20 protein-coding genes and 1 tRNA gene are annotated in these 18,182 nt (G+C 58.8%); 7 read left to right on the top strand and 14 right to left on the bottom strand.

The genetic code is table 11. The annotated features are described in order from the left end of the window. Positions 1–137: 137 nt before the first annotated feature. The 3 genes from ABJZ52_RS01630 to ABJZ52_RS01620 form a co-directional block, all read right to left on the bottom strand. Positions 138–269: a DUF6538 domain-containing protein gene (locus ABJZ52_RS01630; RefSeq protein WP_348189128.1), complete on the bottom strand. Its 132-nt coding sequence runs from the start codon at positions 267–269 to the stop codon at positions 138–140. Positions 270–368: 99 nt separating this feature from the next. Next, positions 369–458, bottom strand: a tRNA-Ser gene (locus ABJZ52_RS01625). A gap of 405 nt (positions 459–863) precedes the next feature. Beyond that, complete coding sequence (locus ABJZ52_RS01620) at positions 864–1,133, bottom strand: hypothetical protein (protein ID WP_348189126.1); 270 nt, start codon at positions 1,131–1,133, stop codon at positions 864–866. Positions 1,134–1,578: 445 nt separating this feature from the next. On the opposite strand from ABJZ52_RS01620, the gene ABJZ52_RS01615 reads away from it, so the two are divergent. After that, positions 1,579–2,001 (top strand): DUF2147 domain-containing protein, encoded by a 423-nt coding sequence (locus ABJZ52_RS01615; RefSeq protein WP_348189124.1) that lies wholly within the window; start codon positions 1,579–1,581, stop codon positions 1,999–2,001. Between the two features lie 77 nt (positions 2,002–2,078). Beyond that, entirely contained in the window at positions 2,079–2,561 is a 483-nt protein-coding gene (locus tag ABJZ52_RS01610) for a DUF2147 domain-containing protein (RefSeq protein WP_348189122.1), read from the top strand. Positions 2,562–2,662: 101 nt separating this feature from the next. On the opposite strand, the gene ABJZ52_RS01605 is transcribed toward ABJZ52_RS01610, so the two are convergent. From ABJZ52_RS01605 to ABJZ52_RS01585, 5 genes are all read right to left on the bottom strand, one after another. After that, complete coding sequence (locus ABJZ52_RS01605) at positions 2,663–3,124, bottom strand: GNAT family N-acetyltransferase (protein ID WP_348189120.1); 462 nt, start codon at positions 3,122–3,124, stop codon at positions 2,663–2,665. Positions 3,125–3,147: 23 nt separating this feature from the next. Continuing rightward, complete coding sequence (locus ABJZ52_RS01600) at positions 3,148–4,701, bottom strand: glycosyltransferase family 39 protein (RefSeq protein ID WP_348189118.1); 1,554 nt, start codon at positions 4,699–4,701, stop codon at positions 3,148–3,150. A gap of 370 nt (positions 4,702–5,071) precedes the next feature. Next, a complete protein-coding gene (gene gatB / locus ABJZ52_RS01595; protein ID WP_348189116.1) occupies positions 5,072–6,553 on the bottom strand; it encodes an Asp-tRNA(Asn)/Glu-tRNA(Gln) amidotransferase subunit GatB in 1,482 nt (493 codons plus the stop codon). Between the two features lie 168 nt (positions 6,554–6,721). Then, a complete protein-coding gene (locus ABJZ52_RS01590) occupies positions 6,722–7,003 on the bottom strand; it encodes an EscU/YscU/HrcU family type III secretion system export apparatus switch protein (RefSeq protein WP_348189114.1) in 282 nt (93 codons plus the stop codon). Continuing rightward, a complete protein-coding gene (locus ABJZ52_RS01585) occupies positions 7,000–9,435 on the bottom strand; it encodes a flagellar hook-length control protein FliK (RefSeq protein WP_348189112.1) in 2,436 nt (811 codons plus the stop codon). Before ABJZ52_RS01585 ends, ABJZ52_RS01590 begins: the two co-directional genes overlap by 4 nt. A 208-nt stretch (positions 9,436–9,643) precedes the next feature. On the opposite strand from ABJZ52_RS01585, the gene ABJZ52_RS01580 reads away from it, so the two are divergent. Next, a complete protein-coding gene (locus tag ABJZ52_RS01580; protein ID WP_348189110.1) occupies positions 9,644–9,895 on the top strand; it encodes a DUF6455 family protein in 252 nt (83 codons plus the stop codon). Between the two features lie 10 nt (positions 9,896–9,905). Here ABJZ52_RS01580 and ABJZ52_RS01575 read toward each other — a convergent pair whose 3' ends face one another. Continuing rightward, the gene (locus ABJZ52_RS01575; RefSeq protein WP_348189108.1) at positions 9,906–10,205 is read right to left on the bottom strand and encodes a phosphatidylglycerophosphatase; all 300 of its coding nucleotides are present in this window, start codon (positions 10,203–10,205) and stop codon (positions 9,906–9,908) included. 306 nt (positions 10,206–10,511) lie between these two features. Here ABJZ52_RS01575 and ABJZ52_RS01570 point away from each other — a divergent pair, with 306 nt between their 5' ends. Both ABJZ52_RS01570 and ABJZ52_RS01565 read left to right on the top strand, forming a co-directional pair. Then, entirely contained in the window at positions 10,512–10,769 is a 258-nt protein-coding gene (locus tag ABJZ52_RS01570) for a hypothetical protein (protein WP_348189106.1), read from the top strand. A gap of 205 nt (positions 10,770–10,974) precedes the next feature. Then, a complete protein-coding gene (locus ABJZ52_RS01565) occupies positions 10,975–11,232 on the top strand; it encodes a YjhX family toxin (protein WP_348189104.1) in 258 nt (85 codons plus the stop codon). A gap of 31 nt (positions 11,233–11,263) precedes the next feature. Here the strand turns inward: ABJZ52_RS01565 and ABJZ52_RS01560 are convergent, their stop codons facing one another. From ABJZ52_RS01560 to gatC, 4 genes are all read right to left on the bottom strand, one after another. Next, positions 11,264–12,364 carry an NAD(P)/FAD-dependent oxidoreductase gene (locus ABJZ52_RS01560; RefSeq protein ID WP_348189102.1) on the bottom strand — a complete coding sequence of 367 codons (1,101 nt, stop codon included), beginning with the start codon at positions 12,362–12,364 and terminating at the stop codon, positions 11,264–11,266. A gap of 119 nt (positions 12,365–12,483) precedes the next feature. After that, positions 12,484–13,968 carry an Asp-tRNA(Asn)/Glu-tRNA(Gln) amidotransferase subunit GatA gene (gene gatA / locus ABJZ52_RS01555; protein ID WP_348189100.1) on the bottom strand — a complete coding sequence of 495 codons (1,485 nt, stop codon included), beginning with the start codon at positions 13,966–13,968 and terminating at the stop codon, positions 12,484–12,486. A gap of 3 nt (positions 13,969–13,971) precedes the next feature. Next, on the bottom strand, positions 13,972–14,445 hold the full coding sequence (locus ABJZ52_RS01550; RefSeq protein WP_348189098.1) for a GNAT family N-acetyltransferase: 474 nt from the start codon (positions 14,443–14,445) through the stop codon (positions 13,972–13,974). Between the two features lie 13 nt (positions 14,446–14,458). Further along, positions 14,459–14,746 (bottom strand): Asp-tRNA(Asn)/Glu-tRNA(Gln) amidotransferase subunit GatC, encoded by a 288-nt coding sequence (gatC, locus tag ABJZ52_RS01545; RefSeq protein WP_348189096.1) that lies wholly within the window; start codon positions 14,744–14,746, stop codon positions 14,459–14,461. 159 nt (positions 14,747–14,905) lie between these two features. On the opposite strand from gatC, the gene ABJZ52_RS01540 reads away from it, so the two are divergent. Then, complete coding sequence (locus tag ABJZ52_RS01540; protein ID WP_348189094.1) at positions 14,906–15,556, top strand: helix-turn-helix domain-containing protein; 651 nt, start codon at positions 14,906–14,908, stop codon at positions 15,554–15,556. A gap of 101 nt (positions 15,557–15,657) precedes the next feature. Next, positions 15,658–16,143: a YHS domain-containing (seleno)protein gene (locus ABJZ52_RS01535; protein ID WP_348189092.1), complete on the top strand. Its 486-nt coding sequence runs from the start codon at positions 15,658–15,660 to the stop codon at positions 16,141–16,143. Between the two features lie 82 nt (positions 16,144–16,225). Here the strand turns inward: ABJZ52_RS01535 and ABJZ52_RS01530 are convergent, their stop codons facing one another. After that, complete coding sequence (locus ABJZ52_RS01530) at positions 16,226–18,118, bottom strand: PhoX family phosphatase (RefSeq protein ID WP_348189090.1); 1,893 nt, start codon at positions 18,116–18,118, stop codon at positions 16,226–16,228. Positions 18,119–18,182 lie beyond the last annotated feature (64 nt).

Raw genomic sequence — 18,182 nt, 5'->3', positions numbered from 1 at the left:
TCAATCACCGGCGTCTTCTGGAGACCATAGGAAACATCCCTCCGGCTGAAGCGGAGGAACGATACTACGCCACGCAGGATCAACCGGCGGTGGCAGCATAACTTAAACCAAACAGCCTCCGGCAAACCCGGGGCGGTTCATTCAGCTGGATCACGGGTCTTCAAGGAGACCTTCACTTCACTTTTCCCAATGACCTGCCGGAGATCGTCAGGGACGCGTTTTCGGAACTGGTAAATTCCGGTTGTTTTGTGGCGAACAGGACGTGACATTCTCAGAACCATGTATGGACCACCGTTGTGTACCAAAACAGCGGTTTAAAGTTCTTTAAATCCAGCAACTTGCTGGAAAGAATGCGATTTTTGAGAAAGTGGCGGAGAGGAAGGGATTCGAACCCTCGAAACCATCGCTGGTTTACTCCCTTAGCAGGGGAGCGCCTTCGACCACTCGGCCACCTCTCCGGTTCGCCTCTGATACCTGATATGACATGGATTGCAAGAGCTTTGATCCCACAAGCCTGTGGATCTTTGTCTTGCATGCCCTTGCGAGCGATCCCACACTCGGGCGCAGGTGCGATGCACTCTGCCCTGCCCGGACACGGACCATGGATATGGGATAAAGAATTGAGGAAGACCGCTTCGCCTGTTTGGAAAACACGAGACGGCAGATCCGGCGCTCACCCGAGCGCTTTGCCCGGAAATTCAGGCACAAGACGGTTGAGCAAATCACTGGCCAAGCAGCGCAGCTGCGGCACATCATTCAAGCAGGTGGTTCAAAAAATGCAGGAAGGGACCACGGCGCGAGCAAAATGCGCCGTGGTTAGAATGGTTCCGACGAGCGGTGGCCGGTCAGCCGGCGCGCCGCACTCAATGCATTGACAGCCATTCGCGCGCAGAGCGCTGTGCTTCGGCAATCTCGGAAGATGTCATCTCGCAGGAAATTTCCTTGCGGTAACGTGCAGCGTCCGTGCTGCCCTTGAGAGCGGCAATGTTGAACCACTTGTGGGCGGTCACAAGGTCCGTGGCGCCATGACGGCCACTGGCACTGTCCAGACCCATCTGAAACAGAATGTCGGCACTTGCAGGCTGTTCGCCCATGATGGCCATGTCGGCCGAGTAGATTTCAAATCGAGCCATGATGCTCTCCCCGTTATATGTTTGCCGTTTCGGCATTCCCAAATCAAAAGCGCCAAATGACGCCGTGTTTGATGACTTCATCTTGCGAAGATCAGTTAAAGGCGTCGTTAAATTTTTAAATTAACGAAGACCGAACAAAGATTTAAGCGAATATAAAATTCACGAAGCAGTAATCATGGCAGAGCGAATAACAACGCGTTTTCAGTGACATTTGATTCAAACCGGCATGACCGATGAAACCTTTTGCTTACCATGACGATGAATTGGAGATTTTATCCGTTGTTTTTCAGACCACCCTCAAAGCTTGACGCCCGCGCCTTGCGCGAAGCTTGAAACGCCCCTCCACTCAGAAAATTGCACTGTTGACGCAACGACACGGCTTTCCAGCATTGCGCCCGATGGCTAGATTACCTTTCCGTAAACGGAAACGTCTTGGGAGGACAGAATGACAAAGACCTGGCTGACGCCGCTGGTGATCGCGGCAACGCTTGTGATGGGCGGCGCGACATCGGCACTGGCCGCCGACGCGACAGGAGAATGGGCCCGTCCGAGCGGTACCTCGAAAATCCGGATCAGCGCCTGTGGCAATGCCCTGTGCGGAAAACTGATCTGGCTGAAGAGCCCGCGCAACGACACCGCCAATCCGGATCCGGCCAAACGGACCCGGCCGCTCCTTGGCGTTCAGATCGTCCGGTCCATGAAACCGACCGGCAAGACCAACCAGTGGAAAGGCAAGGTCTATAATGCCGAGGACGGCAAGACCTATACCGGTTTCATTGAAATGCCCTCGGCCAACAAGATGAAACTGGAAGGCTGCGTCATGGGCGGATTGATCTGCAAGGGCGAGACCTGGACGCGGATCAGGTAGTCAACTGCTCGCCCTGTCATCCTGTCGACGCATTTTCTGCGATGAATAAAGGAACGCAGACTGTGGCGGGGAGACACATGACCGGTTCTTTCTTGAAAATGACAAAGGGGCAGCGCCGACGAAGCCGTGCTGCCCTGTTGCCGTCAGCCGTCATGGCCCTCTTTCTCGGATTGCCCATGACGCCGGGCTCCGCAGCGCCTGACATCAATGGCAAGTGGAGAACGCCGGACGGCGCGACGATTGAGATCACGTCCTGCGGCTCGGCCCCTTGCGGCAAGATCGTCGCCTTCAGCCCCCCTCCCGGATACAGTCTTCACACGACGCGGGATTTCAACAACAAGGACCAGGCCAAGAAAAGCCGCAAGATCCTTGGCCTGACCGTCCTTTGGCGCCTGAAACCCAAGGGCGAGCGTTGGGTCGGGCGGATCTATGACCCGCGTCGCGGTTTCAGCGCGGAAGCAACCGTCACGAAAAAGACCAGGGACACGCTGAACCTTGAAGGCTGCGTGCGCGTTCTTTTCAAGGTCTGCGAAGAGGAGACCTGGCGCCGCGCCAACTAGGCTACGACAGCATTTGAGGTGCACAGGCTGGCTCAGACACCTGGCCCTGAAGGCTCAGCGCTGCGACTGGCCAAACAGAAGGCACTGGGTGCCAAAGGGCCTCACAACATTTTCTTGAAACCCAGATGGCTTTGGGCAAACCCCAGCCGATCATAAAACCGATGGGCGTCGGTGCGCACCGCGTTCGAGGTCAGCTGCATCAGACCGGCATTCGCACGTCGGGCGAGCTCTTCCGCATGGGCCATCATCGCAGCGCCGATCCCCTGCCCGCGCATGTCGGCCCGTGTATGAACGCTCTCCAGCTCCACCCGCGAGCGACCGCGGAAAGCCAATCCCTTCATGAAGTGGATCTGATAGGTGCCGAGCACCACACCGCCCGCATCAAGCGCAACGTAGACATCCATTTCGGGTGCCGCCAGAATGGCGTCAAAGGCAGGCCGGTAGGCCTCGACATCATCTGTCTCCTGCCCGACACGGGCACCGACAGCACCGGCAATCAACAGGGACAGGATCTCCGGCAGATGCTCCGCGCGGGCCTTCTCAATGGAAATATCGATCGACATTGGAACTTTCGTCGTTTGAGGTATCAGCGGCACAGGGGATCGTCTGGCGGCAGGGGCTGGACGCCCCACCAGGTGGTTCGCCAGCCTTCTTCCTTCCACAGATGGGGCCAGTTGGCCGAAAGGTACCGGCCCGGCGCATCGGGAACGCTGGCAAGTTTCCGATGGGACACAAAGGCCTCACTTGCGCTCTTCTCCGGTGCATTGTCACCCGCTTCCCACACATAGAGACAAAGGTCACGGCGCTCGTCAGGCCCCGGCCAGGTGTCACTGAGAACATGCGCGTGTGGGAACAGAACACGCAAATTGCCAGCAGTGTAATCATCGCCGGCAGCGAGCGTCGCATCTGCGGCTCCCATCCGGGCAAGCTCCGACTGAATGCCCGCATAGGGCTTCATGTGCCGGCATTTGCCACCGCACATGATTCTGTCCGGAGCGATGAACCCCGGGACCCTTGCCAGAATGGCTACAACTGCGAAGGCCATTATGATCACCGCAAGCCAGCGCCAGCGGCGCCCCGCCTCAAAGCGGGCAAGATCGGCAAACAGCCAGATCGGCAGCAGAAGCAGCAGTGGATGCATGTGCCGCTCTTTGACGTAGGTTGCCCCAGTCCAGATGATCAGCAGCGCTGTCAGAGCGATCATGACCAGCACTGTGCGGCCACACAGGCGCGCGACATCATTCACGCGGGCCTCTGCCGGGACCATCTTGCCGAACAGCCTTTGCCAGAACAAAAGCGCCAACACTGGCACCAGTGGCACTGAAAATCCGATCAGGGCAAAGCCAAGCTTTCCAAGCCCCTCGCCTGCGCGCATCAGATGGCTCGTCTCGGAGCGCAGTCCCATGGTCACGGCCGCGTCGCCCAAAAGAGCTCGTCCCTCCGTCAGGACCCACGCCAGGAAGGGGCTATAGACAAGCAGGGCAACCACGAGCGCCAGCAAAAGCCCAGCGGGGCGCAATCTCGGCCGCCAGGCGCGATCGCTCAGGCAGGCAAGAAGAAGCGCCAGGACAAACAAGGGATAGGAGTGTTTGGCCAGAAGCCCTGCCCCGACGGCCAGGCCAAAGATCGCGTAGCGGATGAGTGAACGCGTTTCCAGAGCCCGCAGAAACGCCCAAACGCTCGCCGAGCAGGCCGTGACCAGAACGACCGTATGGGTCACGCCTTCATGAAGGTTCCATCCGAACTGATAGAACAGAGAATAGGAAAAGACACAAAGGGCGGCCAGCCTCGGGTCCGCGATTGCACGGCGTGCAATCAGGAACAGGAAAAGCGCCGAAATCGAGATCAGCCCGTACTTCAGGCCGAGAAAGCTCCAGATTGTCGGCCCGGCGACCTGCTGAACGCTCCACAAGAGCCACTCATAAAGCGGCGGCTGGCGCAGCATGTAGCCGGCCGACAGCTGCTGCACCAGAATATTCTCGAACATGTCGTCCGTGCCGAGGACCGGGGTCGACAGTCCACGCAGCACCATGTGCGACAGGCCCCAAAGTGCCACAATCAGCCAGACATCCACGGGCCGGGCGAAAAAGGGAGCCGTAGAAGAAGTCTGATCTGCGGAGTTTTGGCTGGCCGGCTGCATCTGGAATCGGGAACTATGAAAACCTCCAATGGGTTTAGCCCATCGAAACGCGAAAACACAGCCGGAAGGCAAAAACACATCGTCAACGCGAATAAAACGGCTATGACGGCACCGGAGAGCCAAGGGCTTGATGGGAGGCAATCCGACACCGCGGCTCACCGCCCCCGGATCTGCGACAAAGCCTCCGTCCGGGGTGACGAAGGAAATGCGGGGTGCAAAGCAAGCGCTGCTCCAAACCTGATCGCCCCCCAACTCGCATTCGGCAGTAGCGTGGGGCGGCGTCTCCTGCTGATCCTCACCCACTTCCTAAACAAAAAACGCCCCGCAGTTTCCTGCAGGGCGTCATGTCGTTCGGAACCGGCTGGGGAGCTTACTCCACGCCGATCTTCTGTTTCAGCATGTCGCTGACCGCCTGAGGGTTGGCCTTACCCTTCGAGGCCTTCATCACCTGGCCAACGAACCAGCCGACGAGGTTCGGCTTTTCCTTGGCCTGTTCGACCTTGTCCGGGTTGGCGGCCATGATCTCGTCGACGACGGTTTCAATCGCACCCAGATCGGTGACCTGCTTCATGCCGCGGTCTTCGACGATTTGGGCCGGGTCGCCGCCCTCGGTCCAGACGATCTCGAAGAGATCCTTGGCAATCTTGCCGGAAATGGTGCCTGCCTTGATAAGATCGACGATGCCGCCGAGCTGGGCAGCCGAAACCGGGCTGGTGCCAAGCTCAAGGCCTTCCTTGTTCAAACGGCCGAAGAGCTCGTTGATCACCCAGTTGGCCGCAAGTTTTGCGTCCCGACCGTTGGCAACCTCCTCAAAGAAGTCTGCCGAGACTTTCTCGGACACGAGAACATCTGCGTCATAGGGTGTCAGGCCCCAGTCCTGGACAAAACGGGCTTTCTTTTCATCCGGCAATTCCGGCAGATCCTTGGCGAGATCGTCCACGAAGGCCTGGGTAAACTCGAGCGGCAGAAGATCCGGATCCGGGAAGTAGCGGTAGTCGTGCGCTTCTTCCTTGGACCGCATGGACCGTGTCTCACCCTTGGCCGCATCGAACAGGCGTGTTTCCTGATCGATGGTGCCGCCGTCTTCCAGGATTGCCATCTGGCGACGTGCTTCATATTCGATCGCCTGACCGACAAACCGGATCGAGTTGACGTTCTTGATCTCGCAACGCGTCCCAAAGCCTTCGCCGGGACGACGCACTGAAACGTTGACGTCTGCGCGCATGGAGCCCTGGTCCATGTTGCCATCGCAAGTGCCCAGATAGCGCAAGATGGTCCGCAGTTTCGTAAGATAGGCTCTTGCCTCGTCGGACGAGCGAATGTCCGGCTTGGAGACAATCTCCATAAGAGCCACACCGGAGCGGTTCAGATCAACGAACGACATGGACGGATGCTGGTCATGCAGGGATTTACCAGCGTCCTGCTCCAGGTGCAGACGCTCGACGCCAATCTCGACGCGCTCTTCCGGCATATCCAGATAGATGATGCCCTCGCCAACGATCGGCTGTTTGAACTGTGAGATCTGGTAGCCCTGTGGCAAATCCGGATAGAAATAGTTCTTCCGGTCGAACACCGACTTCAGATTGATCTCTGCCTTGAGACCGAGGCCGGTGCGGATCGCCTGGCGCACGCATTCCTCGTTGATCACGGGCAGCATGCCAGGCATGGCCGCGTCGACGAGACTGACGTTGTCATTCGGGTCATTGCCGAATTCGGTCGACGCTCCGGAAAACAGTTTCGACTGGGAAGTGACCTGGGCATGGACTTCCATGCCAATCACGATTTCCCAGTCGCCGGTCGCTCCCTTGATGAATTTCTTCGGATCGGGGGTGCGTGCTTCGACAAGCGTCATGCCTTCTAAATCCTGTTCGCTAGTGCTTTGCCACGTGCGGGCCTTTGCTTCCGTATAAAAGCAGGGCGCGGGCAATACAATCCGTTGACCAGATGCCTAATCGGGAATTTGCCGGGCTGCAAGGGCTTACTCGCCACTACCCGGGCGGGAACGCGCGGAAATGCGCACTCACTCGACCGGGTTCTGCGCCTCGCCCGTGCGCATGATGAAGCCGATCAGAACCGCGACGGCCTGATAGAGCTCCATCGGAATCTCCTGATCGATTTCAATCTGCGAGAGGGCTTCGGCCATCATCGGATTGTTTTCGATGGGAACGCCGGCCTCGCGGGCGATATCCTCGATTCGCTCGGCCGCCGACCCCGCGCCCTTGGCGCTGACGACCGGAGCACTCTCGCCATCATAGGAAAGGGCAACAGCAATCTTCTTGGAGGGATCCTTTTCCTTGCTCATGACTGGCGGTCCACCCTTGCACCGGCAGCGCTCTTAACCCGGATTGGCAACCCACGGATCAGGCGCAATTCCTGCAAATCAAGCCCCGCGTCAGCAAAGGCTGCTTCGATGGTTTCGTGCTGGGCACCGAGATTGCGATGCGTATCCTCGCGCTCCACCCAAAGGCTGACAAAGGTCCCGCCGCCACGAAGGCTGACCGCCGCTTCCAAAGGCCCTGTCGCAGTCAGGTCCAGGCCAAAGCGAAGCCTCCAGGCCTTGTCTTCGCCGTCCTCGCCGCTGTCATGTTCCGGATCCCGGCCGATCTGCATCTGAAGGACAGCGGTTTCCTGACCGACAGCCAGCGGCAGATCCATGACCACATCCATGGGACGTGTCTGCGAAGACTGATGCGTTGTCGGCTCATCGCCACCAAGCCCGCGACTGGCCATCTGGCTCAACCGGATACGCGACAAGGCACTGTCCGTTTCACGCATCAGCCGGGTCAGGAGGATCTTGGGGTCCTCACCCTCCTCCATCACGTCAGTCGAAGACGTTCCCGCAATCTGCGCCTGGCCTGCCGGCATGTTTCGAACGCTCGGCAGCGGGGGCTGCGTCAGCGGCTTTGCCGGCAGGCTTTTCACACCGAGGCCTTCCAGAAGACCGCGCATCTGGCCAAGCAGAACCTTCAAGTCCCCTGCCCCCGTCCTGGCGCCGCTCGCCTGAGTATTTTCGGCGAGCAGACCTGACGTCCGCACCGCCTTGGCGACATCGGTCCCCTCAGGTGCTCCGCCATTCCCAAGGCGCATTCCGAGTAGCTGTTGCATCACCCTCTGAAGCGGTTCGGGCAAGGATACCTTGCCCACACTGCTGGCCGCCGACAGGGAAGACATCTGGCCGAAGACCCCCGAGAGCGACGCCTGCTGGCTTTCCAGGGCCGGGCTCAATTTCGCGGCAATGTCCGTCAGCTGCTGTGTAACAGGCGGGCGGCCAGTGGCAGTGGTCGAAACACCGCCCGAAAAGCTCTGCGGATACGCAGTCTCGATCTTTCCGGCAATCTGCGCCGGTATCTTCATCGCCGTGGATGTGCCACCAGCCACCATTCCTTGAGGAACAGCAGGCGTTCCGGAAGTGGCAGAAGAATTGACAGACACGGGGGTAGACTGGCCTGACCCCAGGGCCACGCTCGCCTGTGCGCCAATGCCCGCACCTGAAGCGGCAGGCGACGCTCCTTGCGCAGCTGTAGTTCCTGCCTGCAAAGACGCCCCAGATCCAACCTGAACTTGAGGCGCCGCCTGACCCTGTGGCGCAGAAGTCGAGCTGGCCGCTGGCGTGGCCCCGCCAAATTGGGCCGGTTGCCCCACGGGATTGGCAATCGTTGGTGCTTGTCCGGCGATGGCTCCGCCAGCGGGCGATGCAGGACCCGTTCCAGTCGCATTGGCCGAAACAGCCTGGGCCCCCGCGTTTGCATTCAACGGAACTGCCTGTGCGCCCGAAGGCAAAGTTCCTGTCTGCGGTGCAACGGTTTGAGACGTGCCGGATGAAAGAGGCGCACCATTCGGCACACCCTGTTGCGCAACGCTCGCACTGCCCGTGGGCGTCGGGGCCGAGCCCGTCGCCGATGCAGAAGATGCTGTATTTCCGCTGCCCAAAGGCAATGCGCTGCCCGCATTTGCAGGAGTGGCCGTGGGTGCAGACGGAGCCCCGGTCGCCAGACTTTGAGCAGCAGGCTGATTGGTCGAGGGCGGGGAGACAGTTGATGGGGTCGACGTCGGCGCGTTAAGCGACTGCTGGGACGGCGCTCCAGTCGCAGGCGTTCCGGCCTGCGCCGGTGGCGGCGCCTGACCGCCTTGAGCAGAGGATGAGGCGGCCGTGGATGCAGCGCCGGGTGTCGGGCCACCGGCAATCGGCGTCCCGGTACCCTGTCCGGATGAACTGCCGGCACCTGTCGACACCTGACTTGATATGGGTGCGTCGTTGACAGCGCCTTGCAAATTGACGTTCAGCAACGGCACCTGGATTGGCCTTGCAATTTGTGCCTGAACACCTGGTGTAGGCGCTTTCGCAGTCGCCGGTAACAGGCTTGATTGCGGACGAGCGGCGTCTGGCACCTGCGCCGTCGTGTTTGCCGGAGACACCAACGCTTGTGATGGCGCGGTGCGCGGCCCTGCCCCCGACTGAGGCGCACCAGTGTCTGAGGACGGCACTGACGGCGTAATCTGGATTTGCGGCTGCTTGGCATCCCCGGAGACCTTCACGGTCACGTCCGTGCCTTTGGGCAGGGGCGCACTTGCCTTGACCTCGATCGTTTCCTTGCTCACCGCAAGACGCAGGACATTGTCGGGTCGGCTCTCGACGACCTTCGCCTGAACTTCCGTTCCCGGCTCAAGCTTCAGGGACGTCCCCCCCGAACTGGCGGTTCCGGAGGTCTGCAGCGCTGCAATATGACCAACCATGGCTCACTCTTCCGCGATGCCGGCATAACCGCCGAACAAGAGCCCTACCCTAACAGAGATTCCTGACAGTAGAAAAAGACCGCAGCCATCCACTCCGCTTTGACAGGGATCAACGACCAATTGGCCCTCGGATCCCATAGTCCGGCCTGTTGGGCATCTGGACGGCAGAAACAGCAAAATCAAGACGACGCAACGGGAGAAGCGCGCCATGAACTGGATGAACAAGATGAGCGAACGGGCTCATCTCATGGGTCAGATGCTGGAAACCATCGGCGCGATGGATCCGGACGCCCGTGGCAAATGCCTTGAAGGTGAGCTCAGAACGGCTGCAAGCCGCTGCATGTGCTGTTCACACACCCGCCAGTGCGCAAAGTGGCTTCAAGACAATGCCGCGGGCGCAACAGCGCCGTTCGAGGACTGCCCCAACGCCGCCCTGTTCAGGGAATGGATGCAGAACTAGAGTTAAATCGCTACCGTTTGCGACGACCAGCAATGAAATAGGCAATCCCTGCAACAACAGCTGCCCCGACAAAGCGGAAGGGCAGCATCGCAAGCGCACCGGCATCATGCGGGATCGGTGTCGGCAATCCCGTGAAGTTCCAGGCCGTCTCGATGAAAAGCGACAGAACCGCGCCGGCAAAGCCCGCGATCGCGATCTTGGAAACCTGATCTGCGCGCCACCCCATGCCGGCACCAATGATGAGCGCAAGCGGGTTGAGAAAGCCAGCCAAGCCGAACAGATCCAGCCATGTGTCAGAAAGTGTCAACATGTCGTCTGTTTAGCTTGAGCTGCCGCCGAATGCGAGCAGGGATTTATGCTCTCCGGCCTGAAATCAACACCAGCGGCCGAATTTCAGCAAACTTCGGTGACCTGAAGCTACCGATCACAAAAAAAACTCAAGAAACTTCTGGAAATAACCTGGCAGATAACACCCTGTTTCCATTACATCGAGATCGTAAACTCATGAAACTGCAAGAAGAATCGATCAAAAAAAACCTGTTCGCTCTATTGACGACAGCGGGCTTTGCCCTAAATATTTAATCAAGTTTATTTATTCAATTCAAGAAATTGACGAATGCTTCAGAAGACCGACACCAAATCGCCAGAAGATGCCACGATTTCTGACCTCGGGGAAAATGACCAGCGCCTGGGCCTGAAGTGCAACCATTGCAGCCGGTTCCGGTACATGGCGACACACCGCTTTCCGCCCGAGACCTGCGTGAAAGAGATCGCAGTCTCCCTGCATTGCGCCAGGTGTGGGTCCGATGATGTCGAGACGTTTGCTGTCTCCAGAAATTCCGAAAATGGCTACTGGCCGGCCGAAAGCAGCTGAGCTGCGAAACCAGAACGTTTTTCGATTGCAATAACGCCTGCCAGTCTTAAATTGGCACCGTAATCCTTTGGAGTTTTTATGCGCTTTCGCCGAGAGGCCCGCTAAAGCCCGGTCACATGTTGATCGGACCCTGTGAGACACCACGCTGCATGCGCCTGCTGCAGCGAACGGTTTTTGACGCGCATTTCAAAAGACTTCACATCCAATGGACATCTCCAAAGCGGAGCAACGGGCGTTGCACCTGTTGGCTCAAGGCGGTCGTATCCTCGTTGAAAAGGACGATCGTGGACATATCATCAAAACCAGCACAGTCACACGCGACGGCTGGTTCTGGGGCGGATGCGACCTCACTCTTTTCAGGAAGCTGAAGCGCCGGCGCTACATTTCATCCAGGGCCGGAGGTCCATACCGGGTCACCCGCCTCGGTCTGAAACGCGTTCGCGCCCAGCTGAACAACTGCTAACAACCAAAGAGACAGCCGCCCAGCGGCTGTCTCACTGCATCTTTTTCACGACTTCATCGGCAATCGCGAGAGAAGCCGTCAGTCCGGGAGACTCTATGCCATAGAGCGCGACCAAGCCTTCGCGCCCATGCTCGGATGGGTCATCAATACGGAAGTCGGCGGCAGCCTCTCCCTGAGCGGAGATCTTGGGCCGGATGCCTGAGTAATCCGCCACCAGAGCTCCGTCTTCAAGGCCGGGCCAATATTGGCGGATCGCTGCGTAAAACGCATCTCCCCTCGCCGGATTGACCCGGTAGTCAAAACTCTCGACCCATTCCACATCCGGACCGAACCGGGCCTGATGCTGTAAATCAAGCGTCAGATGGACACCAAGACCGCCAGGCTCCGGAACCGGATAGATCAGCTGTGAGAATGGTGCCTTCCCCGTCAGCTTGAAGTAGTTACCCTTTGCCAGATAAGCCTTGGGCGGTTTCGTTCCTGGCAACATGGCCGACAGACCAGGCGCTCCGTGGCCGGCCGAAATGATCAGCTCTCGGCAGGTGATCGCATAACCGTCTTCCCCCTCCGGTCCAACGTTGAGGCGGTAGCCGCCATTCTCCAACGCCGAAACGCTCGTAACCTCGGTGTTGAGAACCACCTGCCCGCCATTGGCTTCCAGTTCACCTTGAAGCGCCAGCATGTAGGCGTGGGTGTCAATGATGCCGGTCGAAGGCGAAAGCAAAGCTCCTTTGCAAGAAAGAGCCGGCTCCAGCCCCCGCGCCTCGGCACCTGTAAGAAACCGCAAGTCACCGACACCGTTGGCCTGGGCCTTTGCGCGAATACCCTCAAGATCACCGACCTGCGCGTCAGTGCTGGCAACGATCAGCTTGCCGATCCGTTCATGAGGCACACCGTTGGCGCTACAGAAATCATAAAGCTGCGCCTTGCCCTCGACGCAAAGCCGCGCCTTCAGACTGTCCTTGGGATAATAGATCCCGGCATGGATGACTTCGGAATTGCGGGCACTCGTCTCCGACCCGATCAGGTCATGGCGCTCCAGCACCATGACTTCACGCCCGGACAAAGCCAGCGCCCGGGCCGCAGCAATGCCGACCACGCCAGCCCCGATGACGATAGTTTCAATGTCATGCATTCGGATGTCTCAAGAGCTCGAAACGAAACCTGATACTGCGCCGTGGCGAGGCTGTCAGGGAAGATCAGATCAAAAAGAAAAAGGCCGCGACATGCATCGCGGCCCTGATCGAGGCAAAATCAGCCCCACCATTTTTCCGGTTCAAACGAACCTGCGGCGTCTTCAATGACAGAGCCAAGCTGGAACAGAGTGCTCTCGTCGAAAGGCTTGCCGATCAACTGCAGACCCAGCGGCAGTCCGTCATTGCTGAGGCCCGCCGGGACGGAAATGCCCGGAAGTCCGGCCATGTTCACCGTCACCGTGAACACGTCCTGCATGTACATCTTCACCGGGTCGGAATGCATGTCCTGGTCGGCGATACCGAAGGCGGCAGATGGCGTCGCGGGCGTCAGGATCGCATCAACACCATTGGCCCAGGCAAGGTCAAAGTCCCGCTTGATCAGGTTACGGACTTTCTGCGCCTTGAGGTAATAGGCATCGTAGTAACCGGCCGACAGCACGTAGGTGCCGATCAGGATCCGGCGTTTGACCTCGTCGCCGAAGCCGGCAGCACGGGTGTTTTCATACATGTCGGCGATGTCCGTGCCAGGAACGCGCAGGCCGTAGCGAACACCGTCGTAACGGGCAAGGTTGGAAGAGGCTTCCGCCGGTGCAACGATGTAATAGGCCGGCAGCGCGTATTTTGTATGCGGCAGGGAAATGTCGACGATTTCCGCGCCCGCAGCCTTCAGCCACTCGATGCCTTTCTGCCAAAGCTCCTCGATCTCGCCCGCCATTCCGTCCATGCGGTATTCAGCAGGAATGCCGATCTTCAGGCCCTTGACCGACTTGCCGATCGCCGCCTCGTAGTCCGGCACTTCGATGTCAACGGAGGTTGTGTCCTTGTCGTCCACCGATGCCATGGATTTCAGCAGGATAGCGCTGTCACGAACCGTCTGCGTGATTGGGCCTGCCTGGTCCAGTGAAGATGCAAAGGCAATTGTTCCCCAGCGCGAACAGCGGCCATAGGTCGGCTTGATACCGACGGTGCCGGTGAATGCTGCTGGCTGACGGATGGATCCGCCCGTGTCCGTTGCCGTTGCGCCCATGCACATGCGAGCTGCGACAGATGCCGCCGAGCCACCGGAAGAGCCTCCGGGAACCAGGTCCTGGTTGGAGCCATTCTTGCGGTAGGGATTGATCACATTGCCGTAGTGAGACGTCTCGTTGGACGACCCCATTGCAAACTCATCCATGTTGAGCTTGCCAAGCATCACCGCGCCGTCGGCCCACAGGTTGGAGGTGACGGTGGATTCGTAGACAGGCTCAAAGCCGTCGAGAATATGCGAACACGCCTGCGTATGAACGCCCTTGGTCGCAAACAGGTCCTTGATGCCGAGGGGAATGCCTTCCAGGGCTCCGCCCTCGCCCTTGGCGAGCTTCTCATCGGAGGCCTTGGCCATCTCGCGTGCCTTGTCGCCGGTTACTGCGACATAGGCATTGATCGCACCATTGCCGGCCTCGATGTTTCCGAGAAAGGCCTCGGTCAGTTCCAGCGCGGTAAAGTCCTTGTTGGCGAGCTTTTCGCGCGCCTCGGCAATGGTCAGTTTGGTCAGGTCGGTCATGATCTAGGTCTCTGTTTCGGCCGAAAGCGGCCGGGAATAGAAAATGGACTCGGCATGTGCCGGATAGTCGAGAATGGCGCCGCAGCGCGCAAAGCCGTTGCGCTCGTAAAGATGCTTGGCAGCCTCGTAGTTCCAGCCGGTTTCCAGCACCAGCTCACGAAAGCCTTCCTCCTGGGCGAGATCGATGATCTGTCCGAGGATCCTTGCTCCAAGCCCCTGCCCCTGAAACCCGGGCCGGGTGTACATGCGCTTGACTTCCGCTATGCCGTCGCCGTGCCGGTGGAGCGCCCCGCAAGCCGCAGCCTCGCCATCAACACGCGCCACAAACACCGTGGTTTGTGCGCCCGCCATCTGCTCCGCAGTGAGATGATGACAGGCGTCGGCCGGAGTCAGGCTGAGCAAAAGATCGCTCAACTCACCGACAAGCGCGCGGATATCGTCCTGCAGGGGCGTCTCGATGGAAATGGCAACGGTCACGGCAGGCTCCGGTTTACTCGACGACTTTCGGCACCATGAAGAAGTTGTCTTCCGTCATGGGCGCATTGGCGACGACGTCAGCTGCATAGCCACCGTCGGTGACGCCATCGACGCGCTTCTTCATGGTTTGCTCGACAACGGAGGTCATAGGCTCAATGCCGTCGATGTTCACTTCATCCAGTTGCTCGACGAAGCCGAGAATGGCGTTGAGCTCGCCGGTCATGCGCTCGGCCGCATCGTCAGTGACCTTGATGCGCGCCAGATGGGCCACGCGTTTGACCGTGTCGGTATCGACGGACATGGGGTTTTCTCCGTTTGAACTGCAATCAGGCCGGTTCAGGCCTCTTGTCTGGGACCTGTTTTTCGCAAAACGCTTCGTGAAACAAGCTCCGCCCTTGCTGGAAATGAGAAAATAAGTCAATTACGGTACCAATAGTAACCGAATTTGGATTGTGCGATCATGACCGGGCCGTCGCTCTCCAGCCAATCAGCGCCCAGCGGACGGCCGCAAGCTGAACGCGTGACGGCAGCATTGCTCGATGCTGCGCTCCTCACCCTCGCTGAAGAAGGTTTTGAAGCGGCAACCGTTGCTCGGCTGGCAGCCCGGGCGCGCACCAGCAAGCAGGCCGTTTACCGGCGCTGGCCGGACAAGACTTCACTCGTCGCGGCAAGCCTGCGTGCTGCGCTGAACAGGGTCAGCCCACCAGCGCCCCGGCGGGGCAACGTCGCCCAGGACCTGCGCCTCTATCTGTCGAACCTCGTCGAGGCGCTTCAGGACACACCTTTGGGTCGAGCGATCAAATCGGTGAGCGCGCTGAAAAACCAGCCACAGCTGGCAGCAGTCCTGCAGGAGGCGGAGGACGCGCGGCGGCTTGCTCTTCGGCAGATATTTATCGCCACCTCTTTTGAAGCCGATATGGAAACACGGATCGATCTGCTTCTGGGACTTGTGTATTTCAAGCTTCATGTCCGCGATCAACCGGTCAGCCCGGATGACATTGAAGCGGCCGTCCATCTGGTTCTGGGCCTCACCGCCCCCAAGTCTCCTGCCGTCAATCCACATCCAGGAACTGGAAACACACCAGATCGCGCTCCTGTGCCGTTTCCGTGATGAGGAGTGATTGGCAAAGCGAAACAGACAGACGCATTTCTTGGAGGCAAGCCGGCAGCCCGCACTGCCGTTCGGATATGACCCTTGGGAGACGTAATCAGATGACCTTCATCAAATCAGCCCTCACCGGCCTCGTTCTGACTTCGACCTTTTTCGCAGGCCCTGCCCTTGCTGACGAAATCACCACATTCGTGACCGACGATGCAGCCATCGGCGGCACCGACCCGGTTGCCTATTTCACAGAAGGCAAGCCTGTTGCCGGAACTGACGAGTTCACGGCCGTTTATGACGATGTGACCTGGAAATTCGCTTCCGCCGAGAACCGCGACAAATTCGAGGCTGATCCTGCCAAATACGCCCCGCAATATGGCGGGTACTGTGCATTTGGCGCCGCCATGGGCTTCAAGGTCCCGGTTGTGCCCGAAGCCTGGAAAATCGTCGACGGCAAGCTCTACCTGAACAACAGCCTTGGTGTTCAAAAGCGTTTCGAGGGCGATATCGAAGGTCACATCACCAACGCGACCCTGAACTGGGAAATCATCAAGGACAAGAAGCCGGAAGATCTGAAAGAGCCGATTGTTCGGTAATTTTCAGAACGACCTTTCTTGAAATAACAAAACGCGCCGGGCTTGCCCGGCGCGTTTTGCATTCAACAGATGATGTTGCCGGTCAGCCGATCATGGCGTTATCCGCGCGCTTGACCGCAACCACACAGGAACGTGCCAGTTTGCCCTCACCGTCCGGGAACGGTGCAGCCGGATGCTGGATGCCGACAAACAGTGTGCGCTTGTCAGCCGACCATGTGATGCCAGTCACTTCGGCACCGTAAGGCACAGTCATGAAACGCTCAATCTGGCCGGTTGCCGGATCGCCGACCAGCATCTGATTGTTGCCCATGCCGGCAAAATCGCCTTCGTTCTTGTAATTGCCGTCCGTCTGGATCCAGAGCAGACCGGATGTGTCGAACATCATGCCGTCCGGCGAGTTGAACATGTTGCCGGAGTTGATGTTGGAGGAACCGGCATACGGGCTGTCACCATGGACGTCCGGGTTTCCGGCCATGACAAACAGGTCCCACTTGAAGGTGCTGGAGACATGATCGTCATTTTCCGGGTACCAGCGAACGATCTGGCCGTAATTGTTCTTCTCACGCGGGTTCGGACCCCCGACCGGCGTTTCATCACCGCCCGCGTTGGTCTTGACGCCGCGGTTCTTGTTGTTGGTCAGCGCGCAGTAAGCTTCGACAGCAATCGGATTCACGGCCACCCACTCCGGCCGGTCCATGGTGGTTGCACCAACCTTGGAAGCTGCGAGGCGGCTGAAAATGCAGATCTCGGCCTGGCTCATGCCGGTGGTCTCTTCGGTCAGCGCAAGCCATTCGCCGTTGCCGTCATCGGAGAATTTGGCAACGTAAAGCGTGCCCTCGTCCAGAAGCCCGTCTGTGGAAGCACCGGGAACATAAACGTCTCTGGAGACGAACTTGTAGAGAAACTCACCACGTTCATCATCGCCCATGTAAACGATGACCCGTCCGTCACGTGCGACAGTGCAGGCAGCGTTTTCATGCTTGAAACGGCCGAGTGCCGTGCGTTTGACAGGCGTCGAGTCCGGTTTGGCCGGATCGATCTCAACGATGTAACCAGCGCGGCGCGGTTCATTGATGTTCTTGGAAATATCGAAACGCGTGTCGAACTTCTCATAGTCGTAGCGGCTCTTGATGCCGATGCCGTAACGCTTGAAGTCGGCCGGCAGGTCGAGGTCGGCGTCCGTGGAGCCGAAGTAGCCGTTGAAGTTTTCTTCGCAGGTCAGATACGTGCCCCAGGGCGTCTTGCCCGCGCCGCAGTTATTGTACGTCCCGAGCGACTCCGTACCTGAAGGATCTGCGCCAGTCTTCAACAGGTCATGGCCTGAGGCCGGGCCCGAGATCTTCATCGGCGTGTTGTGGGTTATGCGGCGGTTGAACGGGCTGTCGACAACAACGTGCCAGTCGTCGCCCTCTTCCACCACTTCCATGACCGTTACGCCCTGCAGGTTCTGCAGCTTCAGCACATCGTCGGCGGATATCGGTTTGCCATCTTGATTTTTTGGCAGGTTCAGCTTCGGGTTGGCATATTCGCTGTTCACAGCGATGATCTGCCTGTCGCCGATCGCAAAAAGCTCCATGCCATCCGTATTTTCGCCGAAGACGCGATCGGAGGAGGCAACGTCGCCGCCTGTCGCATGGTCAAAATCAGCTGCATCAGAGAAGAGCTTGTCGCCCCACTTGACCAGAATGTCACAAGTGTAACCATCGGGAACATGAACCGTTGCATCGGTTGCAACGCCCACTGGCGTGAAACCGAAACGGCCTGCAGCCTGAACCGCCGTTGAATTCAGCAGACTTGCACCGGTGCCAAGACCCATGACGGCAGCACCGGAGCCAAAGGCCACCAGGCCGCTCAAAAAACCGCGGCGAGACAGACCGGAGGCAACCACACGGTCGAATTCGGTTTCTTCTTCCGTCGGACGAACCAGTTCATCCCATTCATCCCAGGACAGATCATAAGTGTCATTGTCGGTCATAGCTGGCGCTCCCTCGTGGCTGGCTATCGCAAAGAGACCAGTCTCGAATACGCGCATTGAATGA

Origin of the sequence: Roseibium sp. (genome assembly GCF_039982295.1) — a bacterium.
In the GTDB taxonomy this organism is placed as follows: domain Bacteria; phylum Pseudomonadota; class Alphaproteobacteria; order Rhizobiales; family Stappiaceae; genus Roseibium.
The sequence above is the reverse complement of the archived record's forward strand: the minus strand, read 5'-3'. Positions and strand labels throughout refer to the sequence as shown.

Coding starts and splice junctions, on each gene's coding strand:
- ABJZ52_RS01540 (WP_348189094.1), top strand. CDS start 14,906: ATGACCGGGCCGTCGCTCTCCAGCCAATCAGCGCCCAGCGGACGGCCG.
- ABJZ52_RS01580 (WP_348189110.1), top strand. CDS start 9,644: ATGAACTGGATGAACAAGATGAGCGAACGGGCTCATCTCATGGGTCAG.
- ABJZ52_RS01600 (WP_348189118.1), bottom strand. CDS start 4,701: ATGCAGCCGGCCAGCCAAAACTCCGCAGATCAGACTTCTTCTACGGCT.
- ABJZ52_RS01590 (WP_348189114.1), bottom strand. CDS start 7,003: ATGAGCAAGGAAAAGGATCCCTCCAAGAAGATTGCTGTTGCCCTTTCC.
- ABJZ52_RS01615 (WP_348189124.1), top strand. CDS start 1,579: ATGACAAAGACCTGGCTGACGCCGCTGGTGATCGCGGCAACGCTTGTG.
- ABJZ52_RS01585 (WP_348189112.1), bottom strand. CDS start 9,435: ATGGTTGGTCATATTGCAGCGCTGCAGACCTCCGGAACCGCCAGTTCG.
- ABJZ52_RS01565 (WP_348189104.1), top strand. CDS start 10,975: ATGGACATCTCCAAAGCGGAGCAACGGGCGTTGCACCTGTTGGCTCAA.
- gatB (WP_348189116.1), bottom strand. CDS start 6,553: ATGACGCTTGTCGAAGCACGCACCCCCGATCCGAAGAAATTCATCAAG.
- ABJZ52_RS01630 (WP_348189128.1), bottom strand. CDS start 269: ATGTCACGTCCTGTTCGCCACAAAACAACCGGAATTTACCAGTTCCGA.
- ABJZ52_RS01575 (WP_348189108.1), bottom strand. CDS start 10,205: ATGTTGACACTTTCTGACACATGGCTGGATCTGTTCGGCTTGGCTGGC.
- ABJZ52_RS01570 (WP_348189106.1), top strand. CDS start 10,512: ATGCTTCAGAAGACCGACACCAAATCGCCAGAAGATGCCACGATTTCT.
- ABJZ52_RS01535 (WP_348189092.1), top strand. CDS start 15,658: ATGACCTTCATCAAATCAGCCCTCACCGGCCTCGTTCTGACTTCGACC.
- ABJZ52_RS01610 (WP_348189122.1), top strand. CDS start 2,079: ATGACCGGTTCTTTCTTGAAAATGACAAAGGGGCAGCGCCGACGAAGC.
- gatA (WP_348189100.1), bottom strand. CDS start 13,968: ATGACCGACCTGACCAAACTGACCATTGCCGAGGCGCGCGAAAAGCTC.
- ABJZ52_RS01560 (WP_348189102.1), bottom strand. CDS start 12,364: ATGCATGACATTGAAACTATCGTCATCGGGGCTGGCGTGGTCGGCATT.
- gatC (WP_348189096.1), bottom strand. CDS start 14,746: ATGTCCGTCGATACCGACACGGTCAAACGCGTGGCCCATCTGGCGCGC.
- ABJZ52_RS01620 (WP_348189126.1), bottom strand. CDS start 1,133: ATGGCTCGATTTGAAATCTACTCGGCCGACATGGCCATCATGGGCGAA.
- ABJZ52_RS01605 (WP_348189120.1), bottom strand. CDS start 3,124: ATGTCGATCGATATTTCCATTGAGAAGGCCCGCGCGGAGCATCTGCCG.
- ABJZ52_RS01530 (WP_348189090.1), bottom strand. CDS start 18,118: ATGACCGACAATGACACTTATGATCTGTCCTGGGATGAATGGGATGAA.